This window comes from Paraburkholderia ultramafica (assembly GCF_902859915.1).
GTDB classification, from domain to species: domain Bacteria; phylum Pseudomonadota; class Gammaproteobacteria; order Burkholderiales; family Burkholderiaceae; genus Paraburkholderia; species Paraburkholderia ultramafica.
Genome location: NZ_CADIKK010000012.1, coordinates 1 through 20401 on the forward strand (window position 1 = coordinate 1; position 20401 = coordinate 20401).

Consider the following 20401-nt stretch of genomic DNA (forward strand, 5'->3'; position numbering starts at 1 on the left):
CGTGAAACGACTCCACGCCGATGATAGTGCGGATTGCCCGTGTGAAAGTAGGTAATCGTCAGGCTCCCCAGCAGCAAGCACAAACCCCACCTGACCCGGTGGGGTTTTTGCCGTTTACGCGTGCATGAGAACCGCGCACATCTCATTTCACGCGTACATGCGATTCGCGTGCCGGTTGCCGCGCCCACATTCCCCGAAAAACAGAAAGCGGCCGTGAAAGCGCCTCTCACGGTTCCTCCTCCGGTCTTCAGTTCTTCCCGACCCGCAACGCGTTCGCGTAACCGGTCAGCTCCAGATAACCCCGTCCCACCTCCGCACCTTCGCGACTCACCCGCACCGCACCCTCCCAGTACACCGCGCCGGTTGATTGCCGTGAATCGAGCTCCTGATCGTCCATCAGCGGATCGAGTTGCCACATCAGCGCGCCCGTCTTAACGGTCATCGAGACAGGATACGAAGTGTTAGTGCGCGGCGAGCGCCATGTGCGAACCGGCGTAAAGTCGACCTGATCGGGGCCGAACGTCATCACCCGGCCAGCGGTGTTGCGAAGGGCGGCATGTGCCCACATCGCGTGTCCATCGCGGCTACGCACCTTGAACGCCATCAGGGCCGAGCCGTCAGTGAGGTTGGCGCCCAGCCAGTCCCATCCGACCGCATTGGTGTCGAGCAGCGTGCTCGACCACTCGTGATCCAGCCAGGCCATACCAGTCACCGCAGTCTCGCCGTGCGATGAACTCCCCACAGCGTTCGGACGTACCACGCTGCCAGTCACGCGTAATTGCGGCTCGCTGTAGTAATAGCTCGCCTGTTCCGGCCGCGGACCTTTGCGCGAATAGCCGCGTTCGCCCTGGATCAGCGGCGCTTGCGTCGGCGTCAGCGTGAGATGCAGCGAGAATCCGTTCGCATCGACATTGACGTCGTAGTGACCGTCCGCAGCGCGAATGATTTTCCATGCGTCGAGCTTGACGTCAGTAGTGGACGGCCGCGCATAAACGAGCCCGAAACCTTGACGGGCAATGCGCTGATCATGAGCGAGGTGCCCGAGAGCAGGATCGCTTAACGCGGCATGTGCAATGATCAATTGCGAAGGCGCGAAAGCACTCGGATCGGCGGCGTCGTGACCCGTTGCCGAGCGGAAAAAAGTGATCTGAAAGCCAAGCGGTTGATTGTCCGGTGTCGTGAGCCACCCCGTCGCATACCACCACTCGGTGCGAAATGCCGCGTGCGCGCCACTGTCCTGCGGCAGCGCGATCGGGTGGTCTGGCGTGACCGCTGCGAATTCGGCAGGCGCGGCGAATCCGGACGACGCAGCGAGCATGCCGACGCAAAGCAGGCAGCGAAGGCGAGGGCGGAATCGCCCCAGACTTGTCACGCCGCGAAGGCGAGGGCGCGATCGCCACAAACTCGTCATGCACGCGAAAGCGGTTGTCGACTCGCACGGCAGCTCGCGCGGCGGGACCGCCTTAACGTAAGCGGCGCTTATCTTCCGCACTGCGAGCGCAACCCGAGGCGCGAGTCGATGCAGCGTGACGCAAGATCCGCGGGCCGCATCAAAGCACGCTATCGCGTTGCGCATCGACTCATCAGCCAAATCAGCCAACTCACGCGACCAATGCCACATCACCAATCCTCCTTCACCGCGCGCACCGCATCCACCGACACCGCGCCGCGTCCCGCGATCACCGCCGTCGAGCACGACGACGCCAGCATCACCAGCGCGACCGTACCGAGCACCGTCCATGGCACGTGCAGCGACATGCTCCAATGAAACGACTGCGGATTGACGACGAACACGAGAATCAGGCTGATCGCAAATCCGAGCAGGAAGCCCATCGCGATGCCGCAAGCCGTGAGCATGCCACCTTCGAGCGCAAGGATCGCGAGAACCTGCGTGCGGGTCACACCGACGTGCCGCAGCATGCCGAACTCGCGGGCCCGCGCGAGTGTCTGCGCAGAAAACGTCGCCGCGACGCCGAACAAGCCGATCACGATAGCGACCGCCTCGAGAAGATAAGTCACCGCAAAACTCCGATCGAAGATCACCAGCGTACGCGCGCGAATCTCGCCCGGTTGCGACAGGTCCAGCGACGCGCCGAAGGGCAGTGCACGCAGCCCGGCAATCACACTTTCAACGCGCGTCCCCGGCTGAATGGTAATGGCGACATCGGTCGCGCTCGTGTCGGCGGTCAGGCGCCGGTAGTCGGCGAGCCGTATCTGGATCGCGCCGCTCTGCCGCACGTAATCGCGCCACACGCCGGCCACGACGAACACATGGCCGTTGTCGCCAAGCGGCAACTGCACACGCTGACCAAGCCTGTATCCATACAGATCGATCATTGCTTCGGATACCCAAACAGGTGTTTCGTTGCTACGAAGCTCGGAGGGCGACAGTACCGTGCCAGTCATCTGCAGTTTCGCACCCGGATCGGCAGCGTCAATTTCACGCGCCAGCACGGCAACGTCCGGCCGCGCGGGATCGAGCGTGAGACGCGACGTGCGGGCAAGCGCGGCGTTCTTGATGCCGGGCACGGCTGCCAGCAGGCTTTGCTCGCCGGGCCGCAAGCCACCGGTATCGCCGTTCGGTGCCACCCGTACGTACAGATCGGCGTAGAGCAGATGAACCAGCCAGTCTTCGACGGACACGCGGAAGCTGGCCACCATGATCGCCATCGCGACGATCAGCGCGAAGCTCGACAACACGCCGCCCATTGCGATCGACGCGTGGCCCGGCGCATTCGCGAGGCGCGCCAACGCGAGCGTACTGGCTGCGCCCGCGTGGCGTCGCGCGGCGAACGCACGGCTTGCCGCGCCGAATATCAGCGCAGTCACACGCGGCATCAGCGCGATCCCGCCGACCAGCAGCAGCGCGACGGCGGCATAGCCGGCAATCGGCGCGTCGAACCACGGCGGTAACTGTGTGAGAGCAGCCGCGGCCAGCAGGCAAATCAAAGCGGGCCAGGGCGTGGCGAGCCGAGCCAGCGCGCCTTCTTCGGCGCCTGCCTTGAGCGCCGTCGCGGGTCTTGCGCGTGCCGCTTCCAGCGCGGGCGCAAGGCTGCCCAAGACCGACACCGCGATGCCGAGCGTCAGAAACAATGCGCTAGCCAGCGGTTCGAAACCGACCTGCGGTTGCACGCCGGGAAAGTAGCCACCGCCCAGGTCGCTGCCGAAAAAGTGCAGCGCGCCGCGTGCCATCGCATAACCCAGCGCGAGCCCGGACAGCGAGCCGAGCAGCCCCAGCAGCGCGCCTTCCAGCAGGATCTGACGCAACAGCTGGCCGCGCGTCAGTCCGAGCACGCGCAGCATCGCGAACTGCGCGCGACGCCTCACGACCCCCAGCGCCTGGGTCGAAAATACCAGGAACGCGCCGGTGAAGAGCGCGACCAGCGCGAGCACATTCATGTTGATCCGATAGGCGCGCGACAGACGATCGGTGCGGCTTTCGGCGTCGCGCGTTTCGGCGACCACCCACTGATTGCCAAGCCGCGCTTGCAGATCGCGCTTGAAGCGTTCCCGGTCGACGCCGCGCTCGAGCTGCACGTCGATGCGCGAGAGCTTGCCCACCTTGCCGAACTTCCACTGAGCGGCGGCGATATCCATCACCGCGAGCCGCTGACCCGGGCGGGTCCTCACGAGGCCGCCCGCGACGCGCAAACGGACGATCGACGTGCCGCTTTGCAGCGCCACGTCGTCGCCGGTTTTTACGTTCAGCCATTGCTGGGCAGCCGACGAGAGAAACACCGTATCGGACGCGAGCGTATCGAACGGACGGTCCGGCGACGGCACGCCCATCAGATCGGGCGCAATCCTGCTTGCCTTGAACACGTCGATGCCGAGAACCGGCAGCGCGGCGTTCTGGCCCGGCACGCTGACGTCGAGTGCGAGCACGGGGCTGGTCAACGCCACACCAGCTTCAGTCGACAGACGTGGATAGATGGACTCGCCGAACCAGGGCTGTGCGCCGCGCACTTGCAGGTCGGCTTCGCCGGAGAGACTGCGGGCCGCCGCCGAGAATTCGTTGAAGGCCGCGCTGTTGATCAATTGCACCGCGTAACCGAGCGCGACGCCGAGTGCAATCGTCGCGATGGCAACCAGTGCGCGTCCACGATGACTGCGCCATTCGGAGCCCAGCAGCCAGCGCGCGAGCACGCGATGTCCCCGCGTGCGTAGCAGTGGGCGGAAATCAGCGCGCATCGTCGGCTGAGCGTGCGGGGGATCCGCGCGCGAGATGCTGGCCGGAAAGCGCGCGCTCGACGGAGGGCTCGTGCAAACCGCCGTCGCTCAGAATCAGGATGCGGTCGGCAACGGCCGCCGCGGCTTCCGAGTGCGTCACCAGGATCGTGGCCGCGCCGGTTGCCTTGCTCTGCGCGCGAAACAGGCCGAGAACGTCGTGTGCGGTAGCGGGGTCGAGGTTGCCCGTGGGTTCGTCGGCGAGAATCAGTTTGGGACGATGCACGAGCGCTCGCGCAATCGCGACGCGCTGCAGTTCGCCACCCGAGAGTTGCCGCGGAAAGTCATCGCCGCGGCCGCTGAGGCCGACCGCCGCGAGCATGTCGAGCGCGCCGAAAGTGGGCAGATCGTTGAGCAGCAGCGGCAGCGCCACGTTCTGCGCGAGCGTCAGATGAGGCAGCACGTGAAAAGCCTGGAAGACGAAGCCGAGTTTGCGCCGGCGCAGACGCGTCGCCGCATTGTCGTCCAGCCGCGCGACGGCGCTGCCGTCGATGATCACGTCGCCGCTATCCGCGCTGTCGAGGCCGGCGATCAGATTGAGCAGCGTCGATTTGCCGACGCCCGAGTCGCCCATGATCGCGACGAATTCACCCGGCCCGAGTGTGAAGTCGAGCTGCGCGAGCACGATGCGGCCCGCGCCGTACTGCTTGCTCAGCCCACGGCATTCGAGTGCGGGAACGACAACTTCGTCACGAAGCGCCATGCGGTATCCGAAAAGTTTGGCGGGCGTTGGGCGGTGTCCGGGCAGACGGATTGAGTGTGCTCTGTCGCGTGCAAGTCCGCCGGCGAACCGCCGAAGTATATTCGGCTTCTGTAAGGCGCGCGGAAGCGGCGCGCGTCGCGTGGCCGTGAACCGGGCAATCTGGCAGCTGAATAAAGCAGCCTTTTTCAGGCGGCCGCCACCGCTAATTTAGAGTGCCGGACCAAAAAAATTTTCTGTTCGCAAACGGACGAAATTCTTGCCTGCGGCCCGAAATCGGCGTTCAGCGGAGCGCCTGCGCCCGCATGATCTATTCGAGCGCGAAGCGTGGACGGAACCGCTCACGCAACGGTCGCTAATTCGCGGCCAATTGTTATCTTCTGTTTGTAAAATTGCTTGCATATATTGAGCGCAAATGAGTTTGTGCAAATGCACATTTTTATGCGTTCCGCAAGCTTGTGTGCGGCAACAATATATTGTCGAGCGCGTTGCAGCGATGTTGCGCTGCAAAAGTATTCTTATCTTGGTAATCTCCCACCCTTGATCATTCGACTGCGGGTAAACGTGTAGCGGGGACCACCGCTTGCACGTCAATTTCAGCGAAATCCGGCTTACATATCCATTTCAATGCCTTCTGTTTTGAAGGCATTGAAGCGGCGTTTTGTACTTCAAGTTTTTGACAGAGCACATGCCATTGCCTCTTCTTAGCCTTCTCATCTGGATCCCTATTGTCGCCGGGCTCGTCGTTTTGCGTGGCGGATCTGACGCGGCGCGTAGTCGCACCCGTTGGCTCGCGCTGACCGGCGCGGTTGCAGGCTTCCTGCCGGTGATTCCGCTGGTCGCGAATTTCCGCAACGACGTCACGTCGATGCAGTTCGTCGAAAACGTTCGCTGGTCGCCGACGTTCGATATCGCATGGCATGTGGGGGTGGACGGGATTTCGCTTTGGCTCGTCGCGCTGACCGCGCTCACCACGATCATCATCGTGGTCGCGTCGTGGGAATCGATTACCGAGCGCACCGCGCAGTACTTCGGCGCGTTCCTGATGTTGTCGGGCTTCATGCAGGGTGTCTTCACGTCGCTCGACGGCATGCTGTTCTTCATTTCGTTCGAAGCGACGCTGATTCCGCTGTATCTGCTGATCGGCACGTGGGGACACTCGAACCGCTCGTACGCCGCGGTCAAATTCTTCTTCGTGTCGTTCCTCGGCTCGCTGATGATGCTGATGTCGATGCTGTACCTGTATAGCCAGACGCACAGCTTCGACCTCGCGCTGTGGCGTGAAACGCACCTCGGCACGCTGCCGCAGGTTCTGATCTTCCTCGGCTTCCTCGCTGCGTTCGGCGTGAAGGTGCCGATGTGGCCGCTGCATACGTGGCTGCCCGACGTCCACCTCGACGGCCCGACCGGCGCCGCCGTGATGATCGGCATGCTGAAGCTGGGCGGCTACGGTCTGCTGCGTTTCGCGTTGCCGATCGCCCCGCAAGCGAGCCACTTCTTCGCGCCGATGATGATCACGCTGTCGCTGATCGCGGTGATCTATTCGAGCCTGCTGGCGCTCGTGCAAACCGACATGCGCCGCCTGCTCGCGTATTCGACGGTGGCGCACATGGGCCTCGTGACGCTGGGTCTGTTCGTCTTCAACCGCATCGGCCAGGCCGGCGCGATCGTGCAGATGCTGTCGTACGGCGTGGTGTCCGGCGCGATGCTGCTGTGCACGGGCATGCTCTACGACCGCACGAAGACCGCGTCGATCGCCGAGTACGGCGGCGTCGCCAATACGATGCCGCGCTTCGCCGCGTTCGTGATGCTGTTCTCGATGGCCAATATCGGCCTACCGGGCACGTCGGGTTTTGTCGGCGAGTTCATGGTGCTGATGGGCGCGATCCGCTTCAACTTCTGGATCGGCGCAATCGCCGCTTCGACGTTGATCCTGAGCGCGGCCTACACGCTGTGGTTGTACAAGCGCGTGATCTTCGGTGCGATCGCCAATGCGCGCGTCGCTAAACTGAAGGATCTCGGCAAGCGCGAATTCGCGCTGCTCGGCGCGATGGCGTTGCTGGTGCTCGCGATCGGCATCAATCCGAAGCCGTTCACCGATGCGATCGATCCGTCGGTCGGCACGCTGCTCGCTCAATCGGAGCGCTCGGCTCATCCTTCGGACGACTCGGCGCCGGCTGACGGTGGCGGGCATCTTCAGGCAGCGGCGCCCGCCCCGCTCGCTGCCGCGGTCCGCACGCCGGGCTGAATGCGGAAAGTGTGGTGCAAATGCAGCATGCGCGTTCACGAATGCTGCTTTGCTCACGCGTCTTCACGCATCGACTTCAATTCCTTGCAAGCATCTTGAGCGGCGTAACGATCCAGGTCATGCCGCGTTTTAGCGCTTTTTTAAGGGACTTTTGTGATGCGTCAAGTTTTAATTGCTTTGCAATAGAGCATTGCAAACCGCCGCTTGCGCGCAACGTGTGCGGCAACGTGTCGCACACGTTGCGACGCAATAGATCTTTGCAAAATCGAGGGTTTATCGTCGTCTGGCGTGCCCCTACTATGCGAGCGCTTATTAAAGGAGAGCCGTCGAATGACGTTCGTTGAAGTCGTAAAGAAGAGGCAATGGATATGAAAGGAAGGACTCTGCGAGGGTCGATAAGTTTCCTTTCCGCCGGCCTCGCGTTGTTGCTCTCGGGTTGCAGCAACCTCGATATCTTGAATCCGAAGGGGAGTGTGGGACTGGCGGAACGTGATCTGATTGCCACGTCTGTCTGGGCCATGCTGATCGTGGTCGTTCCGGTGATTGCGCTGACGCTGCTGTTCGCATGGCGTTATCGCGCGTCGAACAAAAGCGCTGAATACCGTCCGAAGTGGGTTCACTCGACCGGTATCGAAATCGCCGTCTGGACGATTCCGACGCTGATCATTCTGTTCCTGGCCGTGTTGACGTGGAAGAGCACGCATGAGCTCGATCCGTATCGTCCGCTCGAGTCGCAGGTCAAGCCGATCAACGTCGAAGTCGTCGCGCTCGACTGGAAGTGGCTGTTCATTTATCCCGACCTCGGTATTGCGTCGGTGAACCAGCTGGCGATCCCGGTCGGCACGCCGGTGAACTTCCTGATCACCTCCGACACGGTGATGAACTCGTTCTTCATCCCGCAGCTCGGCGGCCAGATCTACGCGATGGCAGGCATGCAAACGCGTCTGCATCTGATCGCGGACGAAGCCGGCGACTACGCCGGTACCTCGGCCAACTTCAGCGGCAAGGGCTTCTCGGACATGAAGTTCCGTACGCTCGCCAAGTCGCCGGAAGAGTTCAACGCATGGGTTGCGAAAGTGCGCGCGTCGTCGGACACGCTCAGCATGGACCGTTACCACGCGGTATCGGAGCCTAGCGAGAAGGATCCAGTGCGCTACTTCTCGACGGTTGATCCGAAGCTCTTTCACAACATCATCGCCCGATATAACAACGGCAACGTCATGGACAACATGAAGGATGCCAACTGCGGGCCGAAGGGATAAGCATGTTCGGAAAACTCTCACTAGACTCGATTCCGTACCACGAGCCGATCATCATGGTGACGGCCGCGGGCATCGCTATTGGCGGTGCGCTGGTCCTGGGTCTGATCACCTATTTTGGCAAGTGGCGTTACCTGTGGACCGAGTGGCTCACGTCGGTCGACCACAAGAAGATTGGCGTGATGTACATCGTGCTTGCGCTGGTCATGCTGTTCCGCGGCTTCGCGGACGCGATCATGATGCGTACCCAGCTTGCGCTGTCGTATAACGCGCCCGGTTTTCTGCCGCCGCATCATTACGACCAGATATTTACCGCGCACGGCGTCATCATGATTTTCTTCATGGCGATGGTGTTCATGGTCGGCCTGATGAACCTGATTGTGCCGTTGCAGATCGGTGCGCGCGACGTGGCTTTCCCGTTCATCAACTCGCTGAGCTTCTGGATGACGGCTGTCAGCGTGATCCTGATCAACATCTCGCTGGTGATCGGTGAATTCGCGCAGACCGGCTGGCTGGCTTACCCGCCGCTGTCCGAATTGCAGTTCAGTCCGGGTGTCGGGGTCGACTATTACCTGTGGAGTCTGCAGCTCTCCGGTGTCGGCACCTTGCTGACGGGCGTGAACTTCTTCGCGACCATCGTGAAGATGCGCGCGCCGGGCATGACGTTCATGAAGATGCCGGTGTTCACGTGGACCGCGCTGTGCACGAACGTGCTGATCATGGCGTCGTTCCCGATCCTGACCGTCACGCTCGCGCTGCTGGGTCTGGACCGCTACCTCGGCATGCACTTCTTCACGAACGATGCCGGCGGCAACGCCATGCTGTACCTGAACCTGATCTGGGCCTGGGGTCACCCCGAGGTGTACATCCTGATCCTGCCGGCGTTCGGTATTTTCTCGGAAGTCGTGGCGACCTACGCGAAGAAGCCGCTGTTCGGCTACAAGACGATGGTGTGGGCGACCTGCGCGATCATGGTGCTGTCGTTCCTCGTTTGGCTGCACCACTTCTTCACAATGGGCTCGGGTGCGGACGTCAATGCGTTCTTCGGTATTGCAACGATGGTGATTGCGATTCCGACCGGTGTGAAAGTGTTCAACTGGCTGTTCACGATCTACAAGGGCCGTCTGGAATTCACGACGCCTATTCTGTGGACCATCGGTTTCATGGTCACCTTCACGATCGGCGGTATGACCGGTGTGATGTTGGCGATTCCGGGCGCGGACTTCATGCTGCACAACAGCCTGTTCCTGATCGCTCACTTCCACAACGTGATTATTGGTGGCGTGGTGTTCGGGTATCTGGCCGGTTTCAACTACTGGTTCCCGAAGGCGTTCGGCTTCAAGCTGAACGAGAAGTTGGGCAAGGCAGCGTTCTGGTTCTGGCAGATCGGCTTCTGGGTTGCGTTCACGCCGCTGTACGTGCTGGGCTTCATGGGCATGACGCGCCGTCTGAATCACTATGACAATCCGGATTGGCATCCGTGGCTGGTCTTCGCTGTGTTCGGCGCGGTTTTGATCGCTATCGGCATTGCTTGCCAGGTGTTGCAGTTGTACGTGAGTATCCGCGACCGCAATTTGCCGGAAAACCGTGACTTCTCGGGCGATCCGTGGAATGGCCACACGCTGGAATGGGCAACGAGTTCGCCGCCGCCGGTGTACAACTTCGCGATCATCCCGACGGTGCACAAGCTGGACGCGTTCGCCGACATGAAGTCGCAAGGCAAGCAGGCGAAACCGGTGTATCGCGACATTCACATGCCGTCGAACACGTCCGCGGGTCTGCTGGTGGGTCTGTTCTCACTGGTGCTCGGTTTTGCCGCTGTGTGGCACATCTGGTGGCTGGCGATCGTCGGCCTGGTCGGCGCGATCGGCACCGTGATCGTCTACAGCTTCCAGAAGAACGAAGGCTATTACATCCCGGCCGCCACGGTCGCGGCGATTGAAGAAAAACGCTCCGGCGCCCGTGCGCAGGTCGCGTTGGAGGTGGATTGATGTCAAACAACACTCTTACGGCGGACTCGCATCACCACGATGCAGATCACCCGCCGTCGCATTCGGTATTCGGCTTCTGGCTGTACCTGATGACCGACTGCATCATCTTCGCGGCGCTGTTCGCGGTGTTCGCGGTGATGCAGCATCAGTTTGCGGGCGGTCCGAGCGGTAAGGATCTGTTCGAGATTCCGGGCGTCGCGCTCGAGACGACGATGCTGCTGCTGAGCAGTATCACCTACGGATTCGCGATGCTGGGCGCACACAAGAACCGCAAGGGCGCATTGCTCTTCTGGCTCGGCGTGACGTTCCTGCTGGGTCTCGCGTTCCTCGTGCTGGAACTGCGCGAGTTCTCGCACCTGATCGCCGAAGGCGCAGGTCCGGGCCGCAGCGCGTTCCTGTCGTCGTTCTTCACGCTGGTCGGCACGCACGGTCTGCACGTCACGTTCGGCCTGCTGTGGATGGTGGTGCTTGCCGTCCAGGTGTTGGGTCACCGCGACCTGACCGAACGCGACATGATTCGCCTGACGTGCCTGAGCCTTTTCTGGCACTTTCTGGACGTCGTGTGGATCGGCGTCTTCACCTTTGTCTATCTTGCGAGCGTGATCTAAATGGACCATAGCCATAACGCACACTCGGGTGAAGGTCACGGCAGCCTCGGCAGCTATATGACGGGTTTTGTTCTCGCCGTCATCCTGACTGTCGCGGCGTTCGGCCTCGTGATGACCGGAACGTTGACGGGCCAGAACGCGCTGTTCGCAATTGCGGGCCTCGCGTTCGTGCAGATCATCGTGCACCTGGTGTTCTTCCTGCACATGAATACGTCGTCGGCGCAGCGCTGGAATGTGACGGCGTTCGCGTTCACGGCGCTGACTGCTGTGATCGTGATCGGCGGCACGTTGTGGGTCATGCATAACGTCAGCATGAATATGATGTCGCGCTAATGCGCACAACGCTTTAGGCTGGAAAAAAGCCCCGCAAGATGGAAATCTTGCGGGGCTTTTTTTTTGTGTTTTTTTGCGTCTTATTGGCTGTGGTGGTGATTGTCTCCGGCTCGCGCCGCGCACGCATTCGCCGTGCGGGAAGACTTTCTTATTTCACTCCGAGCAACGCGTGAGCTTTTGCTGAAAGCGCCATGCCGCATGCAGGAGTCCGTTGCGAGTCCAGCGAATTGCCTTGAGTAGTGGCCGCATCCGGTTGCCGCGCACCTTTTCGAGCGGCCGTGCGGCTTGCGGCGCGAGCTGTTCGACTACGGCCTCCGGTGTTGTGAAAAGACGCGTGTTCCAGTCGAAATAGAGCGGGTAGCGCAACAGCACGCCCGCGCACAACATGTCCAGCGTCAACGTGCGATGCCGCCATGGCACCGGCGCGAGCGCGTCATGTGTCAGTCCCCAGCCGGCATAGAACGGCAGCCCGTACGTGAAGACCGCCTTGCCGCGCAATAACGCGTCGAAGCCTGCGAGCGACGACAGCGTGTGGACTTCGTCCGCGGCGTCGACGAGCGACAGCAGGTCCGCTTCGGTGTCGACGATATCCGCGAGTTGTTGCGCGTCGATCAGGCCATTGCGATTGCCCGAAAGAACATCGGGATGTGGCTTGTAGACCACGAATGAATCGGGACGCAGTCTGCGCACTTCGCGCAGCAGCGCATCGGCGGTGCCGATCGCGCGCGTGCCCAGGCGAATCGACGCATCGTCGGCGACCTGACCGGGGACCAGTACCACCTGCTTGCCGGCAGGCGCGGTCCAATCGGGGCGATGGCGGCCGAGGTTGTATTTGGTGACGCCGAGTTGCACAACTTTGCTGCGTAACGCCGCCGCGCGAGCCAACTCTGCTTCGCTGAACTCGGTGTCGTTGAGCAGCACGCTGAGATCGCTCGGCTGGCTGGCGTCGAAGTAAAGGCCGCGGCGATCGATCACCTGGCTGCGCGGAGCGATCATGTCGGAGCCAAGGCCCGTTGAATGAAAGAAGCCGTCTTCGATTCTGACGCGGCGCACTTCGGGGGCAAGGCCGTCCGCGCTGCGCGCGCCCCACAGTACCGCGCATTCGTGTGCTTGCACGGATTGCGGCTCGTGTGTCCAGCGTAGTGCGGTGTCGCCGGCGCTGATGTATGGCGTCGCGAATGGGCGCTTCCACCACTGGAAGCGGATTGCCGCCACCTGTCGCAGATCGGCGAAGCGTTGTTGGACTGCTTGCTGCAACTCGATGCTGTCGAGCAGATCGTCGAGCGTGCCGGGCGCGTGCGTGGCCGGATTCAGGTAGCGGGTGAAGCGCAGGAACACCACGTCGAATAACACGGCGAGCGTGGGGCGGGCGGTGCGGTTCGGCAAGGGCAGATCGTCATCGGTCAAGCCCCAGCCGGCGTAGTACGGCGCGCCGAACACGTGCACTGGCACGTTGGCAAGCAGTGCGTGCATGCCCTCCGACGCGCCCAACGTATAGACGTGATCGACATGATGCAGCGCGGCGCACAATGATTCGTGTTCGGCGATACGACGGGTGCCGGGTGGCATGGCGTCGACCGATGCGGAAAGCCAGTGCCCGCTGCCAGGGTCATTCGATCGCGCGATCCAGAATTCGGCTTGCGGATGGGCCTTACGCGCGGCTTGCAGCATTCGCGTGAAGGCCTGCCGCGAGTTGCGTGTTGGGATGGCGCCAAGCCCATTCGATCGTGCGCGCTCGTCGATCAGCAGGACGCGCGTTGTGCTTTTGGTTTCAAGCAATGCGGCGGGGCAGGCAGTTTGCGATTGACGCAGCGTCGATGCCTGGTTGCGTGCGAACCGCTGCATAAGTCGCTCGACGTCTACCTCGGGCGAAGTGCTGATGTTGCGGTCATGTTCGAGCGCAGTGGCAAGCGCCGAATTGAGTGCTGTGGCAAACGCCTCGGCGCTGGCATCGGTAACCGGCACGCAGAGCCACGACAGCAACGGCGTGCCTGCAGGGCCGCGTGACCAAACCGGTCCGGGCCACGCAGCAGTCACACGCTTGCTGCATACGCGAGCGAAGCGCAGTGCGACGCGCCCGTGCCACCGATCAATCCACAGATGTTCTGAACTTTCGCGGAACCCGCTTAGCGTGCGTGAGCCGCGTGTGAGGCTGCGCAGATCGATCGCGAGGCTCATGGGCGCTTTGTTTCCAGCGACGCGTTGCTTCATTTAACGCAGCGTCTCAAGAAAGCCGTCGACGTGCTCGAAATGCTCCGCCCAGGTCGGTTCGCGAAAACGTTCGATGCGCGTCAGCTGCGCATCGCGCTCGGGGCTATTCGCACAAGCGTATGCCTGAATGCGGGAGAGCCAGCCGGGGCCGTCGAGCGGGTCGAGGTAGTCGGGAATGTCGTCCGCGATTTCGTGAAAGACATCGAGATCACTCGCGAGTACCGGTACTTTCAACGCGAGCGCTTCGGCGAGTGGCATGCCGTAGCCTTCGACGAACGACGGAAATAGCAGCGCCTGTGCGTGCTGCAAATAAGCGTGCAACTGTTCGTCGGAACAGTGCGCTTCTTCTATCACGACGCCCTTCAGATTCTCGCAGCGCTCCAGCATGTCGACGACGTTTTCACATTCCCAGCCGCGGCGGCCGATCACGACAAGCTTCGGTGCCGCCGCGCCGAGTTGTTCGACGAGACGCCGCCAGACGTGCAGGATGAACCAGTGGTTCTTGCGCGGCTCGATGGTGCCGAGCATGACGAAGTAAGGTGTGGGCAGAGGGCGCTCGGCGAACGGGCGTTGCGTGACGCCGGAGGCGAGGCGTGCGACGACGGTCGGCGGCAAAGGAAGATTGGCGCGCCGCGCTTCGGCTGCGAGCGAGTCGAGAGTGGCCTGGGAGTTCATGATTAACCCGCTCGCGTGCTTCAGCGCCGTGTGCATGCGGTGCCGATGCGTTGCGTCGACGCCTGGGCGGCAATACTCGGCGTGGGTGAGTGGGATTAAATCGTGGACCATGAACACGGGGCGAATTTGGCGTTGTGCCATTGCGCTGTAATAGCGACTGAATTCCATCCCGTTGTGACTTGTGTGCAACAGAATTCCGCTGAGTCTTGTTTCTCGCAGGCGATTAAGGCACGCGCGGGCGACTAATGCGCGAATAGCATTTCTATTACATGCGGGTGAAAGAAGTGCTGCAAACGTTTGCAGCGAGTCTCGTTCGCTTAATACCGTGGAAAAACCGCGCTCGCTGAGAACTGCGCGCGCTTTTTCGCCGTACTTCTGAATATATGCGAGGCCGACGCGGTCCACGCCCGTAGGCAAAAGCCCGTCGTAAAGGCGCGTGAGGAGGCGTGTGACGTCCAGGAAGAGGGTTGGCACGAGAGTGTGAGTCGATTTGTTAGCTGGCGCGCAGAATTTTCTGAAATTTCTGGTGTGGATTTTTTGACTACAGCGTGCCATTCTACCCGAGTGCATGAGACAATTCGCGCCGAGGTTTTACTCGCTAACTTTTTTTGTCAAAAGTAGTTATAAATGCCGCGTCTGTCTCGTTGTACTGTTTTCACCGCAGTCGTCTTTGGGGCGATTTCACTTGGCGGGTGCTCGAGCATTCCGACTTCCGGGCCTAGCCGTTCGCAAATTAGCAGCGCTGGAGCGGCCGCAAATCCGGCCGGTATCCAGATTGTCGATGTCACGGACGACGTCGCGCGCAAGCTCTTTGCAGAACGTAGTGTCGGCGATTTCTCGGCTACGCTGGGCAATAGCACCTCGTTCCAGCAGCAGCTAGGTGTCGGCGACACGATTGAAGTGTCGATTTGGGAGGCGCCTCCCGCGACGCTCTTCGGCGCAGCGCAAATCGATTCGAAAGGCGGCACGACAAACGCGCGTGTGACCGTTCTGCCGGATCAGACGATCGATGGCGACGGCAAGATCAACGTGCCATTCGCAGGTGAATTGAGAGCGGTCGGCCGTACGCCGAATGAGTTGCAGCGAGATATTGCTTCGCGCCTGAAGAATATCGCTCACGATCCGCAAGTGCTGGTGAAGCTTTCGCGCAACGCCACATCGTATGTCACCGTGGTGGGTGACGTCGCGAGTAGCAACCGGATGGCGCTGAGCGCGCGTGGTGAGCGTTTGCTCGATGCGCTGGCAGCCGCGGGAGGCGTGAAGCAGCCGGTCGACAAGATCACGATTCAGGTGACGCGTGGCGACACCGTGGCTTCGTTGCCGCTCGAGACGGTGATTCGCGATCCTCGCCAGAATGTGCCGCTGCATGCTGGCGATGTGGTGACGGCACTGTTCCAGCCGTTCAGCTTCACGTCGCTCGGGGCGACCGGTAAGAATCAGGAAATCAATTTTGAGGCACAGGGGATCACGCTTGCGCAGGCGTTGGCTCGCGCAGGCGGTCTGGAAGATTCGCGCTCGGACGCACAGGGCGTGTTTATTTTCCGACTCGAAGATGCGAAGGCGTTGCCATGGCCGAATACGCCTGTGCGTACTACGGCGGACGGCAAGGTGCCGGTGGTTTACCGCGTGAATCTTCGTGACCCGAACTCGTTCTTTGTGGCGCAGAGCTTCATTATGGATAACAAGGATCTGCTGTATGTGTCGAATGCGCCGATCGCCGAGGTGCAGAAGTTCTTGAATGTGGTGTTCTCGGTGGCGTATCCAGTGATTACGGGAGTTCAGACGTTTAGGTAAGCAGAGTAAGCGTCTTTCCACATCCGTCAAGTGCTGACGGCGAACGCGCACGTTGCGATAGGTAAGAGCAAAACGGCGTGCGTGTTTCGTGCAATCTGACTTGCGTGGTGTCGACACTGTAAGCTTGCGCACCGCCTTCGGGGATGCCATGTGTAACTGTTTTTTTGACTTCGGTTTGGCGATTTCTGCGTGTTCGCAATTGCGATGCCGCGCCTGTTTGCGTCTGATTTTGCGAGTCGCGCCATGAGCATTACGTCCTATGCGCAGAATTTCGAAGACGTTATGCTTTGGCGGGCGGTAGGGCATGTCGAGCACGGCCGATATATTGATATTGGTGCCCAGGATCCGATCATCGATTCGGTTTCACTCGCGTTCCACGAGCGTGGGTGGCACGGGGTGCATGTCGAACCGACGTTTCACTATGCCCAGTTGCTCAGAGAGCAGCGGCCTGGCGATACGGTTATTCAGGCTGCGGTTGGAGATAGTTCAACGCTGCTGCCGTTCTTTGAGATTCCTGGTATAGGCATCTCGACGGCAGATGCCAAAATTGCGGAGCAACATCGTCAGCGAGGGTTCGATATTCGTGAAGTCACCGTACCCTGCATTACGCTAGCCGATTAAACATTGGCGTCTTATCAAACCAATCAATCAAGCAATTTCGGTGGGTATTCGGAAAGTAAAAATGTCAAGCAATCCCTTCGCTGGCGCAGCGTTCGATCTGAGTTCATTGTTGTCGACGGACGATATCCAGTTTATCGAAAGCTCTTATTTCACGTTGTTGAAGAGGGCGCCTGATATCGACGGAATGAACTATTATCTCGCCCGTTTGCGCAATGGCGCGCCGAAAATTCAAATCCTTGCGCAACTATCTAATTCTGGCGAGGCGCGGGCGACTGGCGTTGATCTCCCCGGGCTTAAAGAGGCTATCCGCATTTATGAGCTTACGCGATTCCCTATAGTCGGGCGTCTGCTCAGGCCGGTATTCAGGCTCGATAGCGGCGCAAAATCGACTTTCGTTAGCCAGTACGCAAACGGGAAGTCCACGGCCAAAGGAATCTTTACGCGGGCAAAGTATTCTCCGGAACAAAAAAGGGAAACGTCGGTAGCTCAGCAGGGCACGACGGCTCCTGCTGCGGCACTGGAACTCGACAATTCGTTGAAAGAACTGCTGGGCAAGTCATCGGAAGTATTCTGGGCTGGTGATCGTCCTCCCCTTGGTTGGATGAAGTCGAGCTCTCGCATCTATAATCCGAAGTCCGATTTTCGACTTCCCGCTGAGTTTCACCAGAGCTTCGATGTGGTCTATCTGACGGAGCGCGATCTTGGCTCTATTAAGGCGTGGCCCCTCGTAGTCGATGAAGCACTGCGGTTGCTTGCGCCCGGCGGGAAATTGCTGATTCGCATGTCGAATACGGCATTGCTAACTATTTTTGAACTCAAAAATCTTATCGCGGAATGGGGTGATACGAAGATTGTCTTCGAACATACCTACGATGCCGGGTCATGCCTGTTCGCGGTAGTGAACACTCGCACGATTCGCCGCACAAATGACCTCGCCGGGTTCTCCTTCGGTGTGGTAACCGACGGCAAGCGTCCAGAGTTATTACGAGCTTTCATTGAGAGCGTGGAAAACGTCGAACGTGTCGCCGGTCAGACGGTGGAGTGCATTGTCTGCGGGCCGGAGTCGTTGAAGACCGACTTGGGTGAGACATACAAGCATGTGACGTTTGTTCGTCAGCCCGATGAATTTCCGACTCTCGGCTGGATCACGAAAAAGAAGAACCAGATTGTCGATGCCGCTACGACTGAAAATCTGGTCATTGCTCACGATCGCTACACGATTCCGTCGGATTTCATCAAGAATCTCAGCGCGTACGGTTCCGACTATTCTGTTCTCGTTTGTCGGCAATCTCGGCCGGATGGTCGCAGGATGCCAGATTGGGTTACGTTGGGGGGTGAATGGTCGCTTACGTCACCGGCGACGCTTGAATACGGAGATTGGTCACGTCACGTTTTCATCAATGGCGGAATCATGATCGCCAAAGCGGAAGTGTTGAAACGTGTGCGCTGGAACGAACTCCTGTTCTGGGGGCAGGCCGAGGACGTCGAACTGACGCGCCGCCTCCGTGCCGCCGGCTACGTGGCTCGTCTTGCGAGAAATGTGCACGTCATATCGACGACGATGCGTAAAGGCTTGATGGACGGCTTTGAGGCGATGCCGGTGGTTGGCGACAAGCATATGGTGCCCGGTGGCGGCAATCCCACTGCGGAACAGACCACCCCGGCGGTTGGTTTTGGAAGGAAAGTCAATTTTGGCGGCAAATGGGGGCAAAAAGCAGTCCAGATGGGGGTCTACGTGGACTCCGCCTGGGAAGTGAACGTAGAAGCGATTGTCCTCACGGCTGAGACATACGGCGAAATCACATTCAAGCTACCCGTGACGCCTACTGATGCGATCCTTGTTCAGATTGAGGTCGAGGACACTCAAGTTCTGCCCACCATCCTGGCAAACGACGTCCCTGCGACGGTGACGCCGATGTCCGGAACGCTGTTGCGCGTCGAATTGCCGAGAGAGGTATTTCTCACGAACAATATTTTGCGGATGCACTTCCTTGTGCCTCGTGATGAAATGAAGCTCCGCCACATTCTGGTAGAGCCGCCGCCTATCGTCCGCACGCCGCAGGCGGAAGGCAAGCAGTTGTTTTCTAGCGGAGGAACTGGCATTGCTGCGCTGGGTTCGGGTTGGTCCCAGCCGGAACCGTGGGGCTGCTGGATGCTAGGGGATGAAGCGCAACTCGTTCTTCACTCCAACTACCCGGGATGCGACCTGGTCGTCGAGGGCTACGCCAAAGGGTTTGTAAGACCTCCCGCGTCAAGGACGGTAATCAGTGTGACAGTCAACGGAATGGCCGTGGGCCATTTCGCCCTCAACGCGAGTTTCGACGATCAGCCGTTCCACTTTAGTGTGCCGAAGGAGCTATTGAACCGAACTGCAGTACTTCGAATTTCGTTTACCCCTCAAGATCCTTGTTCTCCGCAAGAAATCGGCATGGGCTCGGATCCGCGGCTGCTAAGTCTTGGACTGGTAAGCCTTGAGGTCTTCAAAAAGTCGTAAAGAACGATCAATAACTTAGACAGTCCTGGTGGCGTCGCCTTCCTGCAGGCACTACCAGCAAATCGTCCAGGAACTTAGAGGGTGGTCATCATTAGGACCTTATTTATTGTAGAACCGGATTTCTTGAGCCTTCACGTCGGAGTAAGGCGAGTCATTCTCTACTACGCGGGGAAGCTTGAAAGTCGCGGTTGGCGCGTAACATTCGGCGCGCCGAAAGAAGGAAAGATATATCTGGGACGCTTTAGTGCAAGGACAAAGTCTGTGAAAACGCAGGCTTCGCGCGGCCCTTATTGGTCTTCGCGATCGGGTGCTTCCACCACCGGCGCATCGATGGGCAAGACAGAACAGCCTTTTGCCGTCGAATGGACTTCCGAAACGATCAATCCGGATGATTTTGACGTTAACGTGGTGACCGCGCCCTGGATATGTGATTTGGGTGTTCCGCCTATGCCGCGCGTGGTTGGCATCGTCTATGACCTCGTACCGAATTTGCTGGCAACTGCTTGTCTGCGTTTTCCAAACGAGTTGGACGTCTACGACTTCGCTCGACAGCACGATCTGGGATTCCGGTACTACCTCGCAAATGCGGAGCGGGTAGTGTGCATCAGTGAATCCACGCGGGTGGACTTCATGAATCTCTATCGCACTGCGGATCAGGTGCCATCGACCATCACGGACATTCCTTTCGAATGCCAGGCCACCACGCTAGCGGGTTCGGCAACGCGGACCGTCTTGCTAGTGAACGTGCTGGATTGGCGTAAGAATCTCAAGAACATCGAATTGGTCCTGACGGCGGCGGCAAAGCTGACCTCTTTCCGTTTGAAAGTAGTCGGTAAGGAACGGATCAGCATTAACGACGCTTTGCGCTTCTTCTCAAACATGGAACGGTTGGGGCTCGACGTGGAGTGGCATCGCGATATCGACGACGAGGTATTGGCTAGCCAATACGCCCAAGCTTCGGTCCTGTTATTTCCATCTGTGTATGAGGGACTTGGATTGCCGATTCTGGAGGCCCAGGAGTACGGTGTCCCGGTCATTACATCTAACGTGTCGTCATGCTCCGAGGTCAACATGAATGCGAGCATCTGCTTCGATCCAAGTGACGTGGCTGGTATGACGGCCTCGTTGGTCGACATTGTGAACGGAAAATCTGGTGTGCTTAGTGGAGCATCATTGAAGGCTACTCTGGACAAGTACCTTGCGTCGAATTGCCGTCCGGTAGAAGCGTTTACATTTTAAT

13 protein-coding genes and 1 pseudogene are annotated in these 20401 nt (G+C 59.8%); 9 read left to right on the forward strand and 5 right to left on the reverse strand.

Annotation, left to right across the window (positions count from 1 at the left end; translation table 11 throughout):
• Positions 1-247: 247 nt before the first annotated feature.
• The 3 genes from HV744_RS14170 to HV744_RS14180 form a co-directional block, all read right to left on the reverse strand.
• Complete coding sequence (locus HV744_RS14170) at positions 248-1318, reverse strand: lipocalin-like domain-containing protein (protein WP_246279041.1); 1071 nt, start codon at positions 1316-1318, stop codon at positions 248-250.
• Positions 1319-1620: 302 nt separating this feature from the next.
• On the reverse strand, positions 1621-4191 hold the full coding sequence (locus HV744_RS14175) for an FtsX-like permease family protein (RefSeq protein WP_175150117.1): 2571 nt from the start codon (positions 4189-4191) through the stop codon (positions 1621-1623).
• Complete coding sequence (locus tag HV744_RS14180; protein ID WP_175150118.1) at positions 4181-4930, reverse strand: ABC transporter ATP-binding protein; 750 nt, start codon at positions 4928-4930, stop codon at positions 4181-4183. Before HV744_RS14180 ends, HV744_RS14175 begins: the two co-directional genes overlap by 11 nt.
• Positions 4931-5615: 685 nt before the next feature.
• Between HV744_RS14180 and HV744_RS14185 the strand changes: the two genes are divergently transcribed.
• From HV744_RS14185 to cyoD, 5 genes are all read left to right on the forward strand, one after another.
• Entirely contained in the window at positions 5616-7175 is a 1560-nt protein-coding gene (locus HV744_RS14185; RefSeq protein ID WP_175150119.1) for an NADH-quinone oxidoreductase subunit M, read from the forward strand.
• 368 nt (positions 7176-7543) lie between these two features.
• Positions 7544-8437 (forward strand): ubiquinol oxidase subunit II, encoded by an 894-nt coding sequence (gene cyoA, locus HV744_RS14190; protein ID WP_175150282.1) that lies wholly within the window; start codon positions 7544-7546, stop codon positions 8435-8437.
• 2 nt (positions 8438-8439) lie between these two features.
• Positions 8440-10425 carry a cytochrome o ubiquinol oxidase subunit I gene (gene cyoB, locus HV744_RS14195; RefSeq protein ID WP_175150120.1) on the forward strand — a complete coding sequence of 662 codons (1986 nt, stop codon included), beginning with the start codon at positions 8440-8442 and terminating at the stop codon, positions 10423-10425.
• Complete coding sequence (gene cyoC, locus HV744_RS14200; protein WP_175150121.1) at positions 10425-11033, forward strand: cytochrome o ubiquinol oxidase subunit III; 609 nt, start codon at positions 10425-10427, stop codon at positions 11031-11033. Before cyoB ends, cyoC begins: the two co-directional genes overlap by 1 nt.
• Complete coding sequence (gene cyoD / locus HV744_RS14205) at positions 11034-11366, forward strand: cytochrome o ubiquinol oxidase subunit IV (protein ID WP_175150122.1); 333 nt, start codon at positions 11034-11036, stop codon at positions 11364-11366.
• 153 nt (positions 11367-11519) lie between these two features.
• Here the strand turns inward: cyoD and HV744_RS14210 are convergent, their stop codons facing one another.
• Complete coding sequence (locus tag HV744_RS14210; RefSeq protein WP_246279042.1) at positions 11520-13544, reverse strand: capsular polysaccharide export protein, LipB/KpsS family; 2025 nt, start codon at positions 13542-13544, stop codon at positions 11520-11522.
• A 33-nt stretch (positions 13545-13577) separates the two neighbouring features.
• Entirely contained in the window at positions 13578-14726 is a 1149-nt protein-coding gene (locus HV744_RS14215; RefSeq protein ID WP_175150283.1) for a glycosyltransferase family 4 protein, read from the reverse strand.
• A 153-nt stretch (positions 14727-14879) separates the two neighbouring features.
• Here HV744_RS14215 and HV744_RS14220 point away from each other — a divergent pair, with 153 nt between their 5' ends.
• From HV744_RS14220 to HV744_RS14235, 4 genes and pseudogenes are all read left to right on the forward strand, one after another.
• The gene (locus tag HV744_RS14220) at positions 14880-16046 is read left to right on the forward strand and encodes a polysaccharide biosynthesis/export family protein (RefSeq protein ID WP_175150124.1); all 1167 of its coding nucleotides are present in this window, start codon (positions 14880-14882) and stop codon (positions 16044-16046) included.
• 243 nt (positions 16047-16289) lie between these two features.
• Positions 16290-16658: pseudogene (locus HV744_RS14225) on the forward strand (FkbM family methyltransferase); the annotation flags it as partial.
• A gap of 70 nt (positions 16659-16728) precedes the next feature.
• A complete protein-coding gene (locus HV744_RS14230) occupies positions 16729-19161 on the forward strand; it encodes a DUF4214 domain-containing protein (RefSeq protein ID WP_175150125.1) in 2433 nt (810 codons plus the stop codon).
• Between the two features lie 261 nt (positions 19162-19422).
• A complete protein-coding gene (locus tag HV744_RS14235) occupies positions 19423-20400 on the forward strand; it encodes a glycosyltransferase (protein WP_175150126.1) in 978 nt (325 codons plus the stop codon).
• The last annotated feature ends 1 nt before the right edge of the window (position 20401 follow it).